An 18201-nucleotide genomic window follows, 5' to 3' on the forward strand; every position below is an offset into this window, starting at 1 on the left:
TTAGGAAGCTGTTTGTTCTTTTCGAAAGGATGTGGCTTTTGAAACTGATCGATAAATTTTAGGTGCCAGCATCGCAAGGAGGATGGTCAGTGCATAGTCTTTTACCATAAACCAAATCATGAATAACCATGTGGTTTGATAAGAGATTGGTGCGTTCAGCCATACATTTAATGCGATGTACGTATAAGTTGTCCCGATCACATACATCACGGTCGTTCCTGCAATGGCTGCAAATAAAAAGCGGCCAAAACCAGGGTTTTGTCTTTTTTCAAGAATGAATCCGGCAAGCCATGCAGCAGGAATGTATGATAACACAAAGCCACCGCTTTTTCCTAAAATAACGCCGAGACCCGCCGAGAACTGTGCGAATACAGGTGCACCAGCGATCCCAACAAGAGCATAGACAATCATGGCCAATGCGCCAAGTCGTCTGCCCAGCAAAAGACCAGCAAGTACACAAAAAAACGGCTGCATCGTAAGTGGGATTCCGCCGACCTGCAAAAATGGCACAATGGATGTGATATTGGCTCCGATAGCCATGAGTGCAGCAAACATCCCGACGAGCACAAAGTCAGCTGTTCTTGTCTTCTTTTGCATGATATTTCCCCCTGTCTTATCTGTACAAATAGATTAAGGGGAAGAGGTTCTTTTGTCAACTCATTTTTATTTTAGGTTAACAATAAAACCCGCCCCTGAAAAGGGCGGGCTGGATATTAAGCTTCGGTCATGGAAGAGGTTTCAAGGGCTTTACTAACAGGCACATAATCATAGCCGAGATCACGAGCGACAGCTTCATAGGTGATATGTCCGTTCATCACATTGACGCCTTCAGCAATCGCCTTGTTTTCTTTGATCGCTTTTGCAGCGCCTTTATTTGCAATCTGCAGTGCGTATGGGACCGTGACGTTTGTTAAAGCAACGGTCGATGTTCTCGGAACCGCTCCTGGCATATTGGCAACAGCATAATGTAAAATGCCGTGCTTTTCATAAGTAGGCTGATCATGTGTTGTGATATGATCGATTGTTTCCACAATCCCGCCTTGGTCAATGGCTACATCGACAATGACAGAACCAGGCTTCATTTGTTTCACCATTTCTTCTGTGACAAGGGTTGGAGCTTTGGCACCTGGGATGAGAACCGCACAAATGAGCAGGTCTGCCTCGCTCACTGAATCTGCAATGTTAACAGGATTAGACATTAACGTTTTCATTTGATGACCAAACTGATCGTCCAGCTGACGTAATCGTTCCGCATTTAAATCAATAAGAGTGACATCTGCGCCAAGTCCGATCGCCATTTTCGCTGCATTTGTTCCAACGACACCGCCGCCAATAATGGTGACTTTCCCTCTCGATACTCCTGGCACGCCTGCGAGCAGAATGCCTTTTCCGCCTTTTGGCTTTTCTAAAAATTGAGCACCAATTTGAGCAGCCATTCTACCTGCAACTTCAGACATTGGCGTTAATAGAGGGAGTGATTTTCCGTCCGTTACCGTTTCATAAGCAATGGCTGTCACACCTTTTTGTTTTAATGCTTCAGCCAAGGAGGGCTCTGCTGCAAGATGCAGGTACGTAAATAAGATCAGACCTTCTCTGAAATATGAATATTCTTCTGGTAATGGTTCTTTTACCTTCATAATCATATCAGAAGATGCCCACACATCTTTCGCTTGATCAAGAATCTCTGCACCAACAGATACATAATCGTCATCAGTGAATCCGCTTCCAAAACCAGCGTTCGTTTCAATTAAAATCTGGTGTCCAGCTGAAAGCAATTGAGATGCTGCTCCTGGTGTTAATGCGACCCGGTTTTCATTGTTCTTAATCTCTTTCGGAATGCCGATGATCATATCAATTCCTCCTATGCTTATCTATTGATATTGTATGTCTAGTGTATCCTGAAAGTTTAGAAAATTCTTCAGTTGAATGAAAAAATTAAAAAACGCCTCTTTGTGAAATTTCACAAAGGGACGTTTTTTAGCTTCATATCAAGATAAATGGTCATTTTCTCATTCATGTTTTTTAAATCAATTTCTGCAATGTCCGTAATCCGCTTCAGTCTGTAGTTCAGTGTGTTGATATGAATATTTAACTGCTTTGCGGCGATATTGGCGTTGCTGTCACAATCAATAAATCGTTCAAGGGTCTCGACGAGGTTGGAATGATGCCTGAGATCGTAATCCTCAAGCTTTGATAAAGAGTAACTAGAATAAGACGATCCCTTTCTTTTTTCTGCAAGCACATCTAAGTATTGATAAATACCTAGTTCAGAAAAGCTGTTTAAACGTTCTGTTTCCACAGGAAAGCGTTCTTTTGTTTTTAAGACGGCCAGTGCTTCTTTATAGGATGGCTGAATATGAGTAATGTGATCGTAAATTCCACCAATGGCCGCCTGAACGTCATGGAGCTGATACCGATCAGACAACTGCTTTAGCATGCCGCTTGTGAATTGTTTAATATCTTGAAGCGGATGTTCTGTTTTTGGCGAGACAAGAATAATGAATTCGTTAAAATCAACAGTCGTTAAAAGCACCTGCACTTGCTGCGTTGTTTCAAGTAGATAGGAGAGCTTCTTTTCCGTATCTTCTGTCAGTTCATCACGAAGGCGAAAGATAATAATGGCATACGTGTCTGGACACCTCATCCCAAGTCTCAAGAAGAGATCAAGCATCTCATCCTTTTCATGAATATGTCCTGTGAGCATCTTCCAAAATAGCTCCTGATTGCGTTCTTCTGTTTTCGTTTTTCGAATTTGTAAATTGAGTAATTTGTTTTTCACGGCATGTGCTGCCATCTTGAGAAGGTCCATTTCTTCATCTGAAAAAGGCTGCGTGGATTCAATCGCCCAGATAAAGCCGAGCACCTCTTTGTCTTTCCATATGGAAATGGCAACCCTGCTGGATAGACCGACTTCTGCAATTTGAGGTACGCGAAGCGGTTCATCTGTTTTAAGGAGTGTAGGAATGATACCGTCTTTCCAAAGCCGATTAATGACTTTTTCCGGTACACGGCGGGAGATAATGGTTGAAGTTCTGGCGGGATCAGTGAAATCATTATGTGTGCTATAGGCTAATAATCGATGATGAGTATCTTCTATAGTAATAGGGCAATTGAGCACATCACTAATTTGGTCTGCCACATCCTCTAAACGATCAAGGCTATACTTAAACGGATCTGTCTTTTTTGTCATAAAAAACCCCTGCTTTTTCGAATATTTCACGTACTTACATTATGAAGAGAATCAGGTACGTAAATCAATAAAAAAATGCCATAATCATTAAAAAAACAAAAAGCTTGAGAAATGAGCACATTGGTCATGCGTTGATCACAAAAAGAAATAGTACAATAATAATGTAGTAAAAAATCAATAGGCGGAAAGATTCATCGAAGTGCACGCCCTTTTATTAAGAATATATGACCAAAAAATTGTTAAATACTAGATAAAGAGCGAAAAAACAGTAATTCTATAGACTCATTTTGTAAAATAAAAACAGATTTGTTTGACTGTGTATCATTTCTGTTTTTATAATAATAACGTCAAAAAATAAGTGGATTAGCCCATTATATGGCGGCTATGCACGGGAGGTAATGAGGAATATGTCAGGAATTATTCGCGTAACCCCAGAAGAACTAAGAGCGACCGCTAAGCAATATGGTGTTGAAAGTCAAGAAGTGTTAAACCAAGTTGATCGTCTAAATAGAATGATCTCTGACCTAAAAGGAATGTGGGAAGGTGCTTCTAGTGAAGCATTTGCTGATCAATACGAACAGCTTAAACCTTCATTCATCAAAATGTCTGATCTATTAACAGATGTCAGCAATCAGCTTGATCAAACTGCAAATACACTTGAAAGCACTGACCAAGACATCGCTAGCCAAATCCGCGGCTAATCAAGGGGATTTCCTTTCTAAGTGTGAAAAGCAGAAAAAGCGCCGAGTCTGTCAGTTGATGCCGGCGCTCTTTCTATTTTGTGAGGTGGAAATTTGTGTATATCGATATTACCATCGACTTAAAAAACTATGATGGCAGTGTGTTTGATTTGAGACTATCAAATTATTTACATATTAAACAAGTCATCCATATCGCCTGGCAGGCAAAACAAATCTCACTACCTAAACGAGATGGCGGATGGGTGCGTGTAGTCAATAAGAAAGCTGTGTTTTCAGGCGAATATAAGCTGTCAGACTGTGGAATCACCACAGGAGACAGGCTGGAAATACTATGAAAGGACTTTTGTAAATGGCAGATAAAAAGAGTTCCTATTTAGAAGAACAATTAGAAGCAATCATGAAAAAAGAGGAAGGCACTTACACCTTCATTTTTCAAAGAGAGACAATTAAACTCTTAGACGGTTTAGAAGCGGCACCGATTAAAGACATCAATCCTTCATTTAAAAAAGAGATCCAATTAACCGAAGGTGAGGTCATCATTTCGATTCAACCGCCTCCTGCCTATCAGGAATTTCGTTTCATCCATGCAAAGGATGAAAAAAGCAAATGGATTTTTTCATACCAGCTTGTCGATGCAGTGTGCAAACACGACGTGAAGCGGCTGCATCCTATTGTTTCTCCTGAAAACATTGTTTTTCATCAAGGCTTAGCGCCTGCATTTTTGCATTACGGGGTCAAAGAAAGCATCCCGCCATATGAAACCGACCAACAACGTTTGTTAAAAGAGGTCAAAGCCGTCATTCTTCGAGTGGTGGACCATGAATATCAGTTTCAAGAATATTTGGCTTATCATGATACGTTGAAATTATCTGAGCAGGCAAAGGAAATAAGTGATACACAGTCGCTGGAAGAATTGTCTGCTTTGATTCAACAAAAAATAGAAGCCATCGAAGCAAAAGAAAAGACGCTCTTAACCATTCCAAAAAAGAAATGGAAGATCGAACGATACATTGGACTTGGTCTCCTTGTTCTTTTGATTCCTGCATTGGTGTATACCATTTACACGTTCTTTTTCGCCATGCCGAAACAAGAAGCGTATGTGGAAGCGAACAAATATTATCTCAACAAACAGTACAGCCAAGTGGTGGATACGCTCGAAAAATACAAAGCCGGTCAAATGCCAGTCTCTCTTCAATATGAACTGGCCATTTCGTATGTGCAAACGAATCAAGGGAATCTATTGCTTGACCAGCACAAAAAAGAAATCACGGATACGTACACATTGCAGACAGACCCGCAATACTTCCTGTTCTGGATTCATATTGGACAAGGCAATAGCAAGGAAGCTCTGGATATTGCAAGGGTGCTCGGGGACGACCGATACATATTTACAGCACTCGTCGCCTACCGCAATGAAATTCAAAATGACGACAGCCTATCTGCTGAAGAAAAACAAAAACAGCTAGACCCAATCATTAAGGAAATGGCGAAGTATGAAGAAAAAGAAACAACGGAGACGAGCACCAATGACTCCTCAGATGCAAGCCAAACAGATGAAACAGCTGAACAAAAAGAGCAGTCAAAAGCCGATCAGGAGAAAAAAGAGAAAGAATCTGATGCAAAAAAGAAAACCTCTCAGACGAAAAAAGATGAGAAAAAATAATTCTTTCGATACAACTGACAGTTGGTGCTGTCCGATGAGGAGGTGGAGCGTTTGAGTCTTCTATGGGTTTTTTATGAGGAAGATTATCAAACCGTCCGTTTAGATGAGCAGTTCAACCGGGAAGCTGTGATTGGACCTGAAATAGAGCATACAGTAACGATTCCTTCCCTTTCGTTTGATGAAGGATTGATTCGTTTATCTCCAGATGAAACGAATGACGGCTTTTCTCTTTATCAGGGCGAAAAAAAGAAAGGTCACTTACTTCCACATGAACCATATCAGGTTGGTTCACTCACACTCATGTTGATGGATTCACATCATGATCAAACCATTTATTACCTAGGAAATAGAGTCGAAGTGACTATTTCAAGTGAAGAAATAGATGAAGCGGATGTGTGGAAAGAACAAGCTCATTCAATGTTTCAAGATGCCAAATCCTTCACGTTGGAAAAAATAGAAGGCACTTGGTATGTCATTCCCCAAGATGAAACGATCTATGTGAACGGGAAACAGCTGCACGGTCCACAGCAGCTTCTTGCTGGAGATGAGCTGTTTTGGAACTTTTTGACGCTGTCATTGAAAGATGATGATTTATTGCAAGTAACAGCATTTGAACCATTTCAAACACGTTTAGAAAAAACAAGGCCGCCGAGTACCGAAACGAAACAAAAATATCCTTTATACAGACGAACACCGCGTTTGATTTACGATCTGCCAGATGACCGGGTGTCTTTCAGCTTTCCTTCACAGGAGAGTGAAAATAACGGCAGAGGACTTTGGCTTGTAGTTCTCCCGCCGCTTGTCATGCTGATTGTCATGGGGATCGTGGCCCTTGTACAGCCGCGAGGCATCTTTATTGTCGTGTCGATGGCAATGTTTATTATGACGTTAATTACATCGTCCGTTCAATATTTTAAAGAGAAATCACAGCGCAAAAGACGAGAAGAGAAGCGGCAACGCGTTTACTCTCTTTACTTAGAAAATAAGCGGAAAGAGCTGCAAGAGCTGTATGACCGTCAACAATTTATTTTAACGTATCATTATCCATCATTTGAACAAATGAAATATTTGACATCAGAAATCAGCGGGCGTATTTGGGAAAAGACGCTTGTCAGTGATGATTTTTTACAGCTGCGTCTAGGGACAGGTGCAGTTCCTTCAAGTTATGAATTATCGACGAGCGGCGGCGATATGGCCAATCGTGACATCGATGACTTAATGGAACAAACCCAGCATATGCAAAACGTCTATCGCGAGGTAAAAGATGTACCGATTACGTTCGGTCTTGCGGACGGTCCAACCGGATTAATAGGAAAACCAGCAATTGTCAAAAATGAGCTTCACCAGCTTGTCGGCCAGCTTGCTTTCTCGCACAGCTATCATGATTTGAGATTTGTTTTTATCTTTAATGAACAGGAGTATGAGAACTGGGAATGGATGAAATGGCTGCCGCACTTCCAACTTCCTCATACATACGGAAAAGGGTTTATTTACAACGAACAAACACGTGATCAGCTCTTGTCTTCTATTTATGAAATTTTACGAGAGCGTGATCTGGAAGAGGAAAAAGAGAAGAAAATCTTTACGCCTCACTTTGTGTTTATCGTGACAAACCATGAACTCATTGCGGAACATGTGATTTTAGAATACCTAGAAGGCAGCCGGACGGATTTAGGCATCTCAATTATCTTTGCAGCAGAAACAAAGGAAAGCTTGGCTGAAAATATTTCAACGCTTGTTCGTTACATTAACGAAGAAGAAGGAGATATTCTCATTCAGCATAAGAAGGCCGTACGAATTCCATTTCAGCTGGATGCACATGAGCGAGCGGACAATGAGCTGTTTGCCAGAACCTTAAGAACATTAGATCATCAAGTCGGGATGACCAACTCGATTCCAGAAACGGTCTCCTTCCTTGACCTGTTTCATGCCAAACAGGTAGATGACATTGGCATTCGTGAAAAATGGCTGACATCTGAAACAGCAAAGTCATTATCTGTGCCTATCGGTTATAAAGGAAAAAACGATATTGTCGATCTGAATCTGCATGAAAAAGCACATGGACCGCATGGTCTGTTAGCAGGAACAACGGGATCAGGAAAAAGTGAGTTTTTACAGACGTATATTTTATCCTTGGCTGTACACTTTCACCCGCATGAAGTGGCGTTCCTGCTCATTGATTACAAAGGGGGCGGAATGGCGCAGCCGTTCCGAAATATTCCGCACTTACTTGGTACGATCACAAACATTGAAGGCAGTAAAAACTTTAGTGAAAGAGCGCTTGCCTCTATTAAAAGTGAACTGAAGAAAAGACAGCGCTTGTTTGATCAGTATCATGTGAATCATATCAATGACTATACGAAACTCTATAAAGAGAAAAAGGCGGAACAGGCGATGCCTCATTTGTTCTTAATCTCTGATGAGTTTGCTGAATTAAAAAGTGAAGAGCCAGATTTTATTAGAGAGCTTGTCAGTGCCGCGCGGATTGGACGGAGTCTCGGTGTCCATCTCATTTTGGCGACACAAAAGCCCGGCGGGGTCATTGATGATCAAATTTGGAGTAACTCCCGCTTTAAAGTCGCATTAAAGGTACAAGATGCATCAGACAGTAAGGAAATTTTGAAAAATAGTGATGCAGCGTCGATTACCGTGACAGGTCGTGGATATTTACAAGTGGGGAACAATGAAATCTATGAATTATTCCAATCGGCTTGGAGTGGTGCACCGTATATGGAAGATGGCTACGGATCAGAAGATGACATCGCCATTGTAACGGACACTGGACTGATCCCATTATCAGGGGTAAGTACAGAGCCAGCTGTGAAAAAAGAGACAGTGACGGAAATTTCCGCTGTTGTGGATGAAATTGAACGTATGCAGCAGGAGCTTGGAATTGAAAAGCTTCCGAGTCCATGGCTTCCACCGCTTGAAGAGCGTATTCCAAAAACACGTTATGCATCAAGTGAAGAGCACGTCTTCCATTTCGCTCTTGTCGATGAGCCAGATCAGCAAAGCCAGCATCCACTTTCTTATCAAATGATGGAGGATGGAAATATTGGCATCTTCGGTTCATCCGGCTACGGCAAATCACTTGCTGCAACAACACTGCTCATGAGCTTCGCAGAAAGATATTCACCTGAAGAATGGCATGCATATATTTATGACTTCGGTAACGGCACCTTGCTACCGCTTGCCAAACTTCCGCATACGGCTGATTATTTCTTAATGGATCAAATGAGAAAGATTCAAAAGTCGATGAAGCGTCTTCGTGAAGAGGTTGAATATCGCAAGCGTTTATTTAGACAGCAGGAAATGAGTCATATCAAAATGTACAATGCGTTGAATGAGAAAAAGCTTCCATTCATATTTATCGTGATTGACAACTTTGACATTGTGAAAGACGAAATGCATGAGCTCGAATCTGAATTTATTCAGTTAAGCCGTGATGGACAATCGTTAGGCATTTATTTCTTAATCACAGCGACTCGTGTCAACGCAGTCCGTCAATCTCTTATGAACAACTTGAAAACAAAGATTGTCCATTACTTAATGGATCAAGGAGAGGCATACTCCATTATTGGCAGACCGAAATTCAGCTTAGAGCCAGTTCCAGGACGAGTCATTATCAACAAAGAAGAGCTTTACTTTGCACAAATGTTCCTGCCAGTTGAAGGAGAGAACGATCTCGAATTGTTTGAGCATTTAAAACAAGAGATCCAGCTTCTAGATGCTCGCTTTGAATCAGCTGAAAAACCAAAACCTGTACCAATGCTTCCTGATAAGCTGACCATTTGGGAGCTAGAGAGTCGCTTAGAAGGACAAAAACAGCCGTATGAGATTCCAGTCGGACTAGATGAGGAATCTGTGGCACCTGTTTACTTTGATTTGAAAAAGAATAAACACTGCCTCATTATCGGACAAACGCAGCGTGGGAAAACAAACGTGACAAAACTGATGCTTGATCAGCTACTAGAAGCAGCACCAGAAAAATTGGCCGTCTTTGATTCCATTGATCGTGGTCTTTCTCATTATGCGAAAGAAGAAAACATTGATTATCTTGAAACAAAGGATGATATCACGGAATGGGCAGAGGAACTGGACCGTTTATTTAAGGTTCGAGAAGAAATGTATGTCGAAGCTGTGCGCCGCGGGGAGACTGATCAGCTGTCATTTCCTCAAGTTGTGCTCGTCATCGATGGCATTACGCGTTTTCAGCAGACAATCGACCCGCGTCTTCAAGATCAATTGGCTGATTTCATGAAGTCATATGCACACTTAGGCTTCAGCCTGATCGCATCAGGGAATCATACCGAATTCAGTAAAGGCTATGATGCACTCACAAACGAAATCAAACAGGTTCGTCATGCCATGTTACTGATGAAAAAATCAGAGCAAAACATCATACCGCTTCCGTATGCAAGACAAGAACCAGAGATTCAGCCAGGATTCGGATATTTGGTTGAAAACGGGAAAGAGAAGAAAATCCAGGTTCCTTTATGTGCGGTAGAAAGGAAGAGTGTTCAATGACAGAGCAGCAAAAAAGCTCCATCAAAATCGTGTCGACCATGATACTGATTCTCGTCTTGCCGGTTCTATTTTTCCATCTCATTGGGGATGATCCGGCAAAACAGAAAAAGAATGCCACACGTAACATTGCCGTGGTCAATGAGGATATGGGGGCGAGCGAAAGTGAAAATACCGCTCGTTTCGGACAGGATGTGGTGGCGGCATTATCAGAGCGTCCAGATTACACATGGACAGTCGTCAATCGAAGTGCGGCAGAAAATGGCCTGAAAAATAGAAAGTACGATGCAGTTCTTTATATTCCATCTGACTTCTCTAAAAATGTGCTGAGCTATGATAAGGATCATCCTGAGAAGGCATCTATCCAATTCTCAATCCAAGATCAGCTCAATGCAGTGAATAAAGAAAAAGTACAAAGAGAGCTAGAAAATGCTCAAAAGAAAATGAATGAACAAATGTCGACTTTATATTGGAGTTTTGTATCACAGGAAATCGGCAATGTCAGAGAAGAGTTTGAGCATATTGTTGGCAAAGAGGTCGAATTCCAAAACACGATGTACAACTTCTATAAGCCAAATTCAAACAAACTATCTGATGCCGTCCAGCAGCAGAAGAAACAAATAGAAGAACTAAAAAATGCGATGGCCGATTCACAAAAACAGTATAAAGACGGTTTAAGTACAACAGAAGAAGCGAAAAGCCAGCTGAAGGATTTCGTAAAAGTAGTCGATCAATATCAGCAGTATCAAGACAAACAAAAGGATCTCTTGATCAAAGCGCAATCGACAAGCAAAAAACAAATCCAGCAAGGACTCAAACAGCTTGCGGAGATTCAAAACCAAAATGCCCGCAGCTTTAGCGATCAAATGGGCGGACTCAAAACCAATATCAATGGGGTCCAAAGTCAGCTTAAAACAACGGACAGCGCAATTCAATCTGTTCAAAAGGCAAGAGAAGACGCAATCCCTAAGCAATCGTCGGGATTAACGGACCTTGTGAAGGCGTCTCAAGAAGAGCTGTTGAAGAATTATGAAGGTCAATACTTAGAGGCCTATAAAAGTAAGATCATCGCCTTGCAGAATAAGCTAGAAGCAAAAAGGCAAGAGCTAATCAACGCACCCGAGCAGCCAGCTGATCCTGATGATGACGGGCAATCAGATCAAGATAATGAGAACCCAGAAGAGATTGGCATTAACTTAGATGATGAAACAAATGAACTCTCGCAAATTTCATCGGAAATGAACGATCTAGCTGATCAATTAGAAGATCAGACTGCACCTCCTACTAATGAAGATGATAAAGAGGGTGAAAACGGTCAGGATGCTGTTCAGCCAGATAACAGCGGCACGAATCAATCAAAAGATGACCTAAAAGCACTGTCTAATCGTTTAGAAGAAGTGAAAAAGAAGATTCAAGAAAAAGCGACCGCTCATAACGACCAATTGAAAGACAAAGTAAGTCAAATGAGTAAGGAGCTTGAAAGCCTCACGAAAAAAGTAGAGAAGCTTGAAAAGATGATTCTAAGGTTACAAGATCGATATAACGTCATTCCGAATGAAATCAAAAATCAGGAATCCTCTATTTTAAACAAAGTGCAAGAGCTGAAACGAGTAAACTCGCCGATTGGCAACACTGTGAATACGAAAATATTTGATCAAGAGTTTAAAACAAATTCAACAAGCACCAAAAAGTTAATGGAATACTCCAATCAACTGTCTCAGCTAGAGATGATGCTTGGGAATCTATATCAACCAACAAACAACTCATCTCTACTAGACACAAAAGGAGATGAAATCCAGTCCATCCTTTCCATCAAAAAAGAAGAAACGGAAAACTGGGATAAACTCAAAAATCAAATGCTGACGTCAAATGATGATGTGTCTACCTTTATTGATGAGATGCAAAAATTCTCAGATGGCTACGCAGAATACATTTCGACTCAGCAGGCAAGCATGGAACAGGAGTTAAATGCCATTTCTGAAAGTGCGGACACAGTAGCTGAACAAATGGCTGATCAAGGAGATGCGGTGTATACGGCAGACCTTGCGGGCAGTTCGATTGTTGTGAGTGCACAGGATTCAATTGGTCAGGAAGTGCTTCGTCTTTCTGAGAATATGAGTTCGTTAACCGACCGCCAAAAAGGGGTGGCGGATTATACGAATAATATTGAAGAAAGTGTCACAACCGTTCAAGAAAAAGCAGATACGTTGAACGAAAACTGGAGTAAGAATGTCAATTCTACGAAGCTTGTTCAACAAGATTTAAAGGGTATTTTAGGCAACACTTTAGACGATCAAGGCAACAGCAACTATGTGTATAACCATTTAGCCAATCCGCTGAAAATTAGCGGCGATGTGCCAGAAGAAAAAACGCAGACTGTACCGCCAGTAGTCATTTTGGTTATTGTGATGATCAGCAGTTTGTTGATTGGTTTTTTTAGCTCGTACTATGCGTCAGCGCCAATGCTGGTCAAAGGTGCACTGTTTGGTATTTTAAATCTGCTAGTCGGGCTCATGATCAGTCTGTTTGGACTCAACATTTACAAACTAGCTGATGACCAAGCCATTCAATGGTCGATCTTTACGATTTTGCTGCTAGTGGCATGCTCTGCCTTTATTCGCACAGCTTTCCTTTTCGGTTCAATTGCCGGATGGATGGCAGCAACGGCGCTTATATTCTTCTTTGTTGCACCGTTAATTGATTTGGTCATGCCAAACTTCCATTTTACAAATCCAGTGACAGACGTGTATCTGTCCATCCAATATGGAAATGGAGACAACTTCGGTATGGGCATCACAGGGCTACTGATTTTAACGATATTGTTCATGGTCATTCCACTAGTGAAAAAGCTATGGAAAGACAAAACAGAGGAACGTGATGTCACTCATGAGGCTTAATCTATTCGTCAAAGGGATGGCACTTGGTGTCATATCCCTTTTTCTCCTCAGTCCGGCTGCTTTTGCTGCTACAGGTGAAGATACGGATACGAATGTCAAGCCGAATGAATATCAAGAAAAGAACCTCAATATTAATTCGAGTATATTGAGGGATCAAACGAAATACGAACAAAGCAAAACAACATCTAAAGTCAAAACGGACATTCACTTTGCTGACCCGCCTAAGACCTCTGGTGGTCAACTTTCGCCGCAAATTTTTAGTGATCTGAAAGACAATCCGCCTAAAACGCCAGCTCGTATGATGAAAGAGATGAATATCTCTTTCAGCGATTCGGCTGTATCAACTCCTTCTGGCGATGATTATGAAAAGCAGAGATCGGCGCTTCTGCCAATCATTTTTGGCATCTTGATCGCCTTTGGCATCGTTGTCATGATCATTCTGATTCCAAAGGTGAATGTGAAGACGGAAAAGAAATAGCCTGCCTTTTGAAAAGGGCAGGCTTTTCTTTATGCAGATTGCTTGATGTGATACCGATTCACTATTTAAAATAGTGTTATCAAGGGAGGAGATTGTCATTCGAATTTCAATCGTCACAGGCGGATCAAAAGGATTTGGTTTAGCACTTGTCAAACAGCTACTTTCACGTGGGGATAACGTGTATACCGCTGCAAGAAGTGAGTCGCCACTATCCCACCCACACCTCACGCATTCACAGGTTGATCTCACTGATGAGGAATCGGCTGCAAAGTGGCTTCAGGGCATCTTGTCCTCGCAAACTCTCGCAGACGCTGATGACGTCTTGCTTGTCAATAATGCAGGAATGGTCACTCCTATCAAACGTGCAGGGCAAGGCGGAGAAGATACGCTTCATCAGCATTATACGCTGAACCTTGTCATCCCTGTTTTGCTCAGTCATGTGTTTGTGAGGGAGACACAATCTCTTGAAGGGAAGAAAACCATCGTGCATCTTTCTTCTGGGGCAGCTAAAAATCCGTACAAAGGATGGAGTGCCTATTGCAGCTCAAAAGCAGGGCTTGATATGTTTATGAGGACTTTACATGAGGAACAGCAGGACGAAGCTTATCCTGTCACCACGTTTTCCTTTTCACCCGGTACGATTGATACGGATATGCAGGGAGAGATTCGGAAATCCTCCAAACAGGACTTTGAACAAATTGAGCGGTTTCAGCAATTACATGAAACAGGCACGCTAAAGAGCCCAGATGAAGTGGCCGGTATTTTACTCGACCTTCTAGCAGATGACCCAGCTGGCGGTTGTGTATATGATGCACGTGAGTATGAAAAAAAGCAGTCATAACGGCTGCTTTTTTCGTATTGTACAAGCAAAGACAGCTTATCGAGCATAAGCTGATTTTGAGACTCATCGGAAATATGACAGAACATTTGAGTTTCTTTTCAGAATATGTTAGGATGCTAAAAATATAGATAAGGAGGGGTTTCCATGAGAAAGGTTACATTAATGGATGTTTACACCCATCCAGTCGCTCAAAAATATTTAAATCGTTCAGGAAAAGCCCACGCCATTGCTTGTGCTTATCACGCATTCAAACTGGCGATGCAGGCGGGGATTAACCCGGATCTTGCTGTGAAAGCAGCACTCTTGCATGACATCGGCCACTATGAATGGTATACAGCAGGCGGAGAATGGGATTACGAGACATATAGACGAAATGATATTCATGCCATTAAAGGGGCAGAGCGGGCACATAAACTGCTCATACGGCTCGGCGAGGAACCAAAAGCAGCCAAAGAGATTGCCCTTGCGATTTTGCTTCACACAGATTCATATTTGCCAGAGGGCGACCTGCATAAGGACACACTCCAGCAAATTGTGAAGAAAGCAGATGAAATGGACGAAGAGCCTGGTGGACACCATCATTACAGACAAATAGATGAATCACTTGCGCTCCAAAAAATTGCTGATTTGGATGAGAAGGTGCAGCAGGCGCTTCAGCCCATGAAACGCTCTGTTTAATATGGAATATCTCCATGAATCGTTCCGTGCTGATCCACATACAATGTGCGGATCACAGTACGGTTAAATGCCGACGTCCCTGACGCAGTGAGACCTGTGTAATGAACCGTGACAGAATAAGCACCTTCTTTTTTCAATTGAACGGCTGATGAAGAGCTCGTTTTCAGTGGATGATCCTTCTCGGCATCTTTAAAATAAGTGGTCTCTACAGTTTTGCTTAATCGTTTAATCAGCTTGCTCGAATGTGTCGATGCATCTCCTGATTTCGCTGCAGCGATTTTGATTTCTTCATTCAATGGTGAATCAAAGGATACAAGTAGCAAATAAGGATCCTTTTTTCCTGAATTTGATCGAATCGTCCATTTTCCTGGAACGGGTTTATTGATTTGCACATGGTGTGAATAGGCGCCTTCATATGGGAATGATGCTTCGGATGTCGTCAAATTGGTTAAGATATCGCCATTTGGTGCAACGATTTCTGGATTGACTTCCTGTCTTTCATTTAACCATTGAATCGATAGGCCATTCGTTCCTTCCTCTACATAGAACGCTTCTGTTTTATCCTTTTCACTTTCTCCACCTTTCACATAAACGTTTGTATTTAGCTCCGAAGAGACTGGTTCTTGCTCTTGTTCGTCTTCACTTTCAGCGCTTGCGGTACTTGCACGCAGCTGTGCCTGAAATACGGGGAACATGCTTGTGCCGTTTTTGATCGAAAAGTGATCCCATTTTCCTGTTAAAATATTGTTTGCATATGCTAGCTTTGTGCTGCTGACCGTCACAGCGCCATCGTTTGCACCAAAGCTTTTTAAATACATGCCGCCTAAATAAAGCACTCCGCCAAAGGTTCCCCAATCTGAACCAGAATAGGTTACATACTTATGAGGGAACGTCTCCAGCTGGTCGGTTTCACTTCGAAAAGCTGCCATCATCCCGGTTTGCAGAGAATAGAGCGCGTCGCTCTTTTGTCCAAGGATTTGCGCAAGCCAGCTTCCGCCTTTGCTATAGGCTAAATCCGCAAGCGGCGTCCCATAGTGTGGAGAGCCAAGTGTGATGACTTTCTCTACATATGGATGAGCGTTGTAATACACGAGTGCAGCCTGCGTATCCACTCCGCCTTTACTATGACCGATTACGATCAGTTTTCTGCCGAAAAATTCATAGATTTCTTTTAACTTTTCTGCTAATAGTTTCCCATTCTTTTTCATGTCCTGATCTGGATACAAATCTATGAACGCGCTTTCGTATCCGTTCAGAACAGCTTGTTTTGCCATATCGTTTCGATCAGACCATGTGGAGGAAGAACTGTTTATGCCATGAACAAAAACAAGTGGGGGTTTTGACAGGTCTTTTTGTACCGGTTCTTCTCCTTTAAACCACTTCCCTGGTGTACCAGGTGCATCTCCAATTGTGCCTGCGTGCGCATAACTTGCAGAGGATAGTAAGAGCATGACAGCAACGATACAGATTAATTTTTTCAAGATCATTCACCTCTTCAAATAATTTAAGATGTTGGCAGCACCAATCTATTATACTTCTAAAAATTGTAAAAAAATACGAAATGTAAAAATACGGTAATAATGTTGTGGGTTTGCTGAGTGACACTCACATGGGTCATTGCATACGCTGTGGGTAAATACACAAGTAAAGGGGCAGGTAGCATGGCACAACAAGGAAGTCCACAGCTTGTTTCATTAGTTGATCCATATGTTTATCAAACATTGCAGAAAGTAGTCGGTATGAGATTGATTGTTCAAACAGTGAAAGATACAGTACGTGGAAAGTTGAAGGAAGTGATGCCGGATCATATTGTGATTGAGGCGGGGGCAAAATCAGTGTTTTATGTGCGGATCCAGCAAATCGTGTCGGTGATGCCTGATCACAGTGAAAGAGTGTAGCAAGCAGACGCACAGGTGTCTGCTTTTTTCAATGCTTACAGAATGTATATCTGGAAAAAGTGCATGATATACCAATTGTTCTTTTTTTTTCAAAAAATATGGTTCTAAAACAAGAAGCAGTTGACAGAAGGTGGGTTGAATAGTAGTTTTTTAATAAGGTCAATACGTAACAGGAGGAGCATCTTTGTTAAAATCTAAAGTTCATTTTTGGACATTCCAAATATTACTGGTTTTACTGATTGTGTATGTATCAACAAAAGTTTCATTTTTATTTCAGCCGATCATTTTATTTGCTTCAACGTTGTTTGTTCCTATTTTACTGGCAGGTATTCTCTTTTTCATCTTTAATCCGATTGTTCGATTTTTGTCGAAGAAGATACCTAGGACGCTCGCCATTCTGATTATTTATCTCCTATTCATCGGGCTTATCACGTTTGTTGTCAATGCTGCTGGACCTGTCATTGTCACGCAGGTGGGTGGACTTGTCAAAAGCTTCCCGGGGTATGTCACGGACATGCAGAAATTTATCAACGACTTCTCGCATTCTAAAACATTTACATGGATGATGAACCAAGATTATGTGTCTGTTTCGAAGTTTGAACAGTCGATCGTTTCGACATTAAAAGATTTACCGGAAAATATTGCTTCCAGTATGTCGGCGGTGTTTGGCGTGATTGCGAATATTGCCCTCGCTGTCATTACCGTTCCATTCATTTTATTTTACATGCTAAAAGACGGGCATAAGTTTCCGGACAAGCTCGTTCAATTTTTGCCAATGCCTTACCGTAAGGAAGGATTGAAGATTTTTAAAGAATTAAACGATACGCTTGCTGCTTACATACAAGGGCAAATCGTTGTTTGTTTATTTGTCGGAGTTGCTTGTTTTATCGGATACTTATTAATTGGTGTGAAATATGCGCTCATTCTCGGCATCATTATTGCGGTGACAAACGTCATTCCATATCTTGGGCCGTATCTTGGTGCGGCACCAGCTGTGCTCATTGCTTTTCTTGATTCGCCTGGAAAAGCGGTTGTGACTGTTATTGTCATTCTTGTTGTTCAGCAGATCGATGGAAACGTCATTTCTCCATTGATCATTGGAAAACGTCTCAACACACATCCGTTAACAATTATCTTGCTATTAATTGGGGCAGGAAGTTTTGGCGGAATCCTTGGCATGATTTTTGCCGTTCCTGTCTATGCGCTGCTGAAAGCCATCACACTCAATATTGTCAGATTGGTTCAGCTGCGTCAGCGCTCTCGAAAAGAACAGCATTTAAACGTTTAGGGCAGATGCACAACTTTTCCCTTTTTGCATAACATAACTCACA

14 protein-coding genes are annotated in these 18201 nt (G+C 41.7%); 10 read left to right on the forward strand and 4 right to left on the reverse strand.

Annotated elements, in window-relative coordinates; genetic code table 11:
* The 3 genes from ACRRMM_RS13275 to ACRRMM_RS13285 form a co-directional block, all read right to left on the reverse strand.
* Positions 1–597, reverse strand: a complete 597-nt coding sequence (locus ACRRMM_RS13275) for a biotin transporter BioY (protein ID WP_017358928.1) — start codon at positions 595–597, stop codon at positions 1–3.
* A 116-nt stretch (positions 598–713) separates the two neighbouring features.
* Positions 714–1850: an alanine dehydrogenase gene (gene ald, locus ACRRMM_RS13280; protein ID WP_048002196.1), complete on the reverse strand. Its 1137-nt coding sequence runs from the start codon at positions 1848–1850 to the stop codon at positions 714–716.
* A gap of 110 nt (positions 1851–1960) precedes the next feature.
* The gene (locus ACRRMM_RS13285) at positions 1961–3190 is read right to left on the reverse strand and encodes a PucR family transcriptional regulator (RefSeq protein WP_007500450.1); all 1230 of its coding nucleotides are present in this window, start codon (positions 3188–3190) and stop codon (positions 1961–1963) included.
* A 407-nt stretch (positions 3191–3597) separates the two neighbouring features.
* On the opposite strand from ACRRMM_RS13285, the gene ACRRMM_RS13290 reads away from it, so the two are divergent.
* From ACRRMM_RS13290 to ACRRMM_RS13325, 8 genes are all read left to right on the forward strand, one after another.
* Positions 3598–3891, forward strand: coding sequence for a WXG100 family type VII secretion target (locus ACRRMM_RS13290; RefSeq protein ID WP_003213769.1), 294 nt, complete (start codon positions 3598–3600; stop codon positions 3889–3891).
* 95 nt (positions 3892–3986) lie between these two features.
* The gene (locus ACRRMM_RS13295) at positions 3987–4226 is read left to right on the forward strand and encodes an EsaB/YukD family protein (protein WP_008345897.1); all 240 of its coding nucleotides are present in this window, start codon (positions 3987–3989) and stop codon (positions 4224–4226) included.
* A gap of 14 nt (positions 4227–4240) precedes the next feature.
* The gene (essB, locus tag ACRRMM_RS13300; RefSeq protein WP_428828588.1) at positions 4241–5554 is read left to right on the forward strand and encodes a type VII secretion protein EssB; all 1314 of its coding nucleotides are present in this window, start codon (positions 4241–4243) and stop codon (positions 5552–5554) included.
* A 51-nt stretch (positions 5555–5605) separates the two neighbouring features.
* Positions 5606–10081, forward strand: a complete 4476-nt coding sequence (essC, locus tag ACRRMM_RS13305; protein WP_428828587.1) for a type VII secretion protein EssC — start codon at positions 5606–5608, stop codon at positions 10079–10081.
* Positions 10078–12975: a type VII secretion protein EsaA gene (gene esaA, locus ACRRMM_RS13310; RefSeq protein WP_428828586.1), complete on the forward strand. Its 2898-nt coding sequence runs from the start codon at positions 10078–10080 to the stop codon at positions 12973–12975. Before essC ends, esaA begins: the two co-directional genes overlap by 4 nt.
* Positions 12956–13453, forward strand: coding sequence for a type VII secretion protein EssA (essA, locus tag ACRRMM_RS13315; protein WP_008345889.1), 498 nt, complete (start codon positions 12956–12958; stop codon positions 13451–13453). Before esaA ends, essA begins: the two co-directional genes overlap by 20 nt.
* A 97-nt stretch (positions 13454–13550) precedes the next feature.
* On the forward strand, positions 13551–14294 hold the full coding sequence (locus ACRRMM_RS13320) for a (S)-benzoin forming benzil reductase (RefSeq protein WP_065461580.1): 744 nt from the start codon (positions 13551–13553) through the stop codon (positions 14292–14294).
* Between the two features lie 144 nt (positions 14295–14438).
* Complete coding sequence (locus ACRRMM_RS13325) at positions 14439–14972, forward strand: HD domain-containing protein (RefSeq protein ID WP_017358935.1); 534 nt, start codon at positions 14439–14441, stop codon at positions 14970–14972.
* Here ACRRMM_RS13325 and ACRRMM_RS13330 read toward each other — a convergent pair.
* On the reverse strand, positions 14969–16453 hold the full coding sequence (locus tag ACRRMM_RS13330; protein ID WP_428828585.1) for an esterase/lipase family protein: 1485 nt from the start codon (positions 16451–16453) through the stop codon (positions 14969–14971). The genes ACRRMM_RS13325 and ACRRMM_RS13330 overlap by 4 nt on opposite strands.
* Positions 16454–16633: 180 nt before the next feature.
* On the opposite strand from ACRRMM_RS13330, the gene ACRRMM_RS13335 reads away from it, so the two are divergent.
* Positions 16634–16870 (forward strand): YuzF family protein, encoded by a 237-nt coding sequence (locus ACRRMM_RS13335; RefSeq protein WP_003213721.1) that lies wholly within the window; start codon positions 16634–16636, stop codon positions 16868–16870.
* A gap of 184 nt (positions 16871–17054) precedes the next feature.
* Positions 17055–18158, forward strand: a complete 1104-nt coding sequence (locus ACRRMM_RS13340) for an AI-2E family transporter (protein ID WP_008345881.1) — start codon at positions 17055–17057, stop codon at positions 18156–18158.
* Positions 18159–18201: the final 43 nt, after the last annotated feature.

Origin of the sequence: Bacillus sp. XT-4 (genome assembly GCF_050864245.1) — a bacterium.
Classification (GTDB): Bacteria; Bacillota; Bacilli; order Bacillales; family Bacillaceae; genus Bacillus; species Bacillus altitudinis.

What these genes read in the sequence shown, in the direction of transcription:
- ACRRMM_RS13275 (WP_017358928.1), bottom strand. Translation starts at nt 597, where the DNA reads ATGCAAAAGAAGACAAGAACAGCTGACTTTGTGCTCGTCGGGATGTTT.
- ald (WP_048002196.1), bottom strand. Translation starts at nt 1,850, where the DNA reads ATGATCATCGGCATTCCGAAAGAGATTAAGAACAATGAAAACCGGGTC.
- ACRRMM_RS13285 (WP_007500450.1), bottom strand. Translation starts at nt 3,190, where the DNA reads ATGACAAAAAAGACAGATCCGTTTAAGTATAGCCTTGATCGTTTAGAG.
- ACRRMM_RS13290 (WP_003213769.1), top strand. Translation starts at nt 3,598, where the DNA reads ATGTCAGGAATTATTCGCGTAACCCCAGAAGAACTAAGAGCGACCGCT.
- essB (WP_428828588.1), top strand. Translation starts at nt 4,241, where the DNA reads ATGGCAGATAAAAAGAGTTCCTATTTAGAAGAACAATTAGAAGCAATC.
- esaA (WP_428828586.1), top strand. Translation starts at nt 10,078, where the DNA reads ATGACAGAGCAGCAAAAAAGCTCCATCAAAATCGTGTCGACCATGATA.
- essA (WP_008345889.1), top strand. Translation starts at nt 12,956, where the DNA reads ATGTCACTCATGAGGCTTAATCTATTCGTCAAAGGGATGGCACTTGGT.
- ACRRMM_RS13325 (WP_017358935.1), top strand. Translation starts at nt 14,439, where the DNA reads ATGAGAAAGGTTACATTAATGGATGTTTACACCCATCCAGTCGCTCAA.
- ACRRMM_RS13335 (WP_003213721.1), top strand. Translation starts at nt 16,634, where the DNA reads ATGGCACAACAAGGAAGTCCACAGCTTGTTTCATTAGTTGATCCATAT.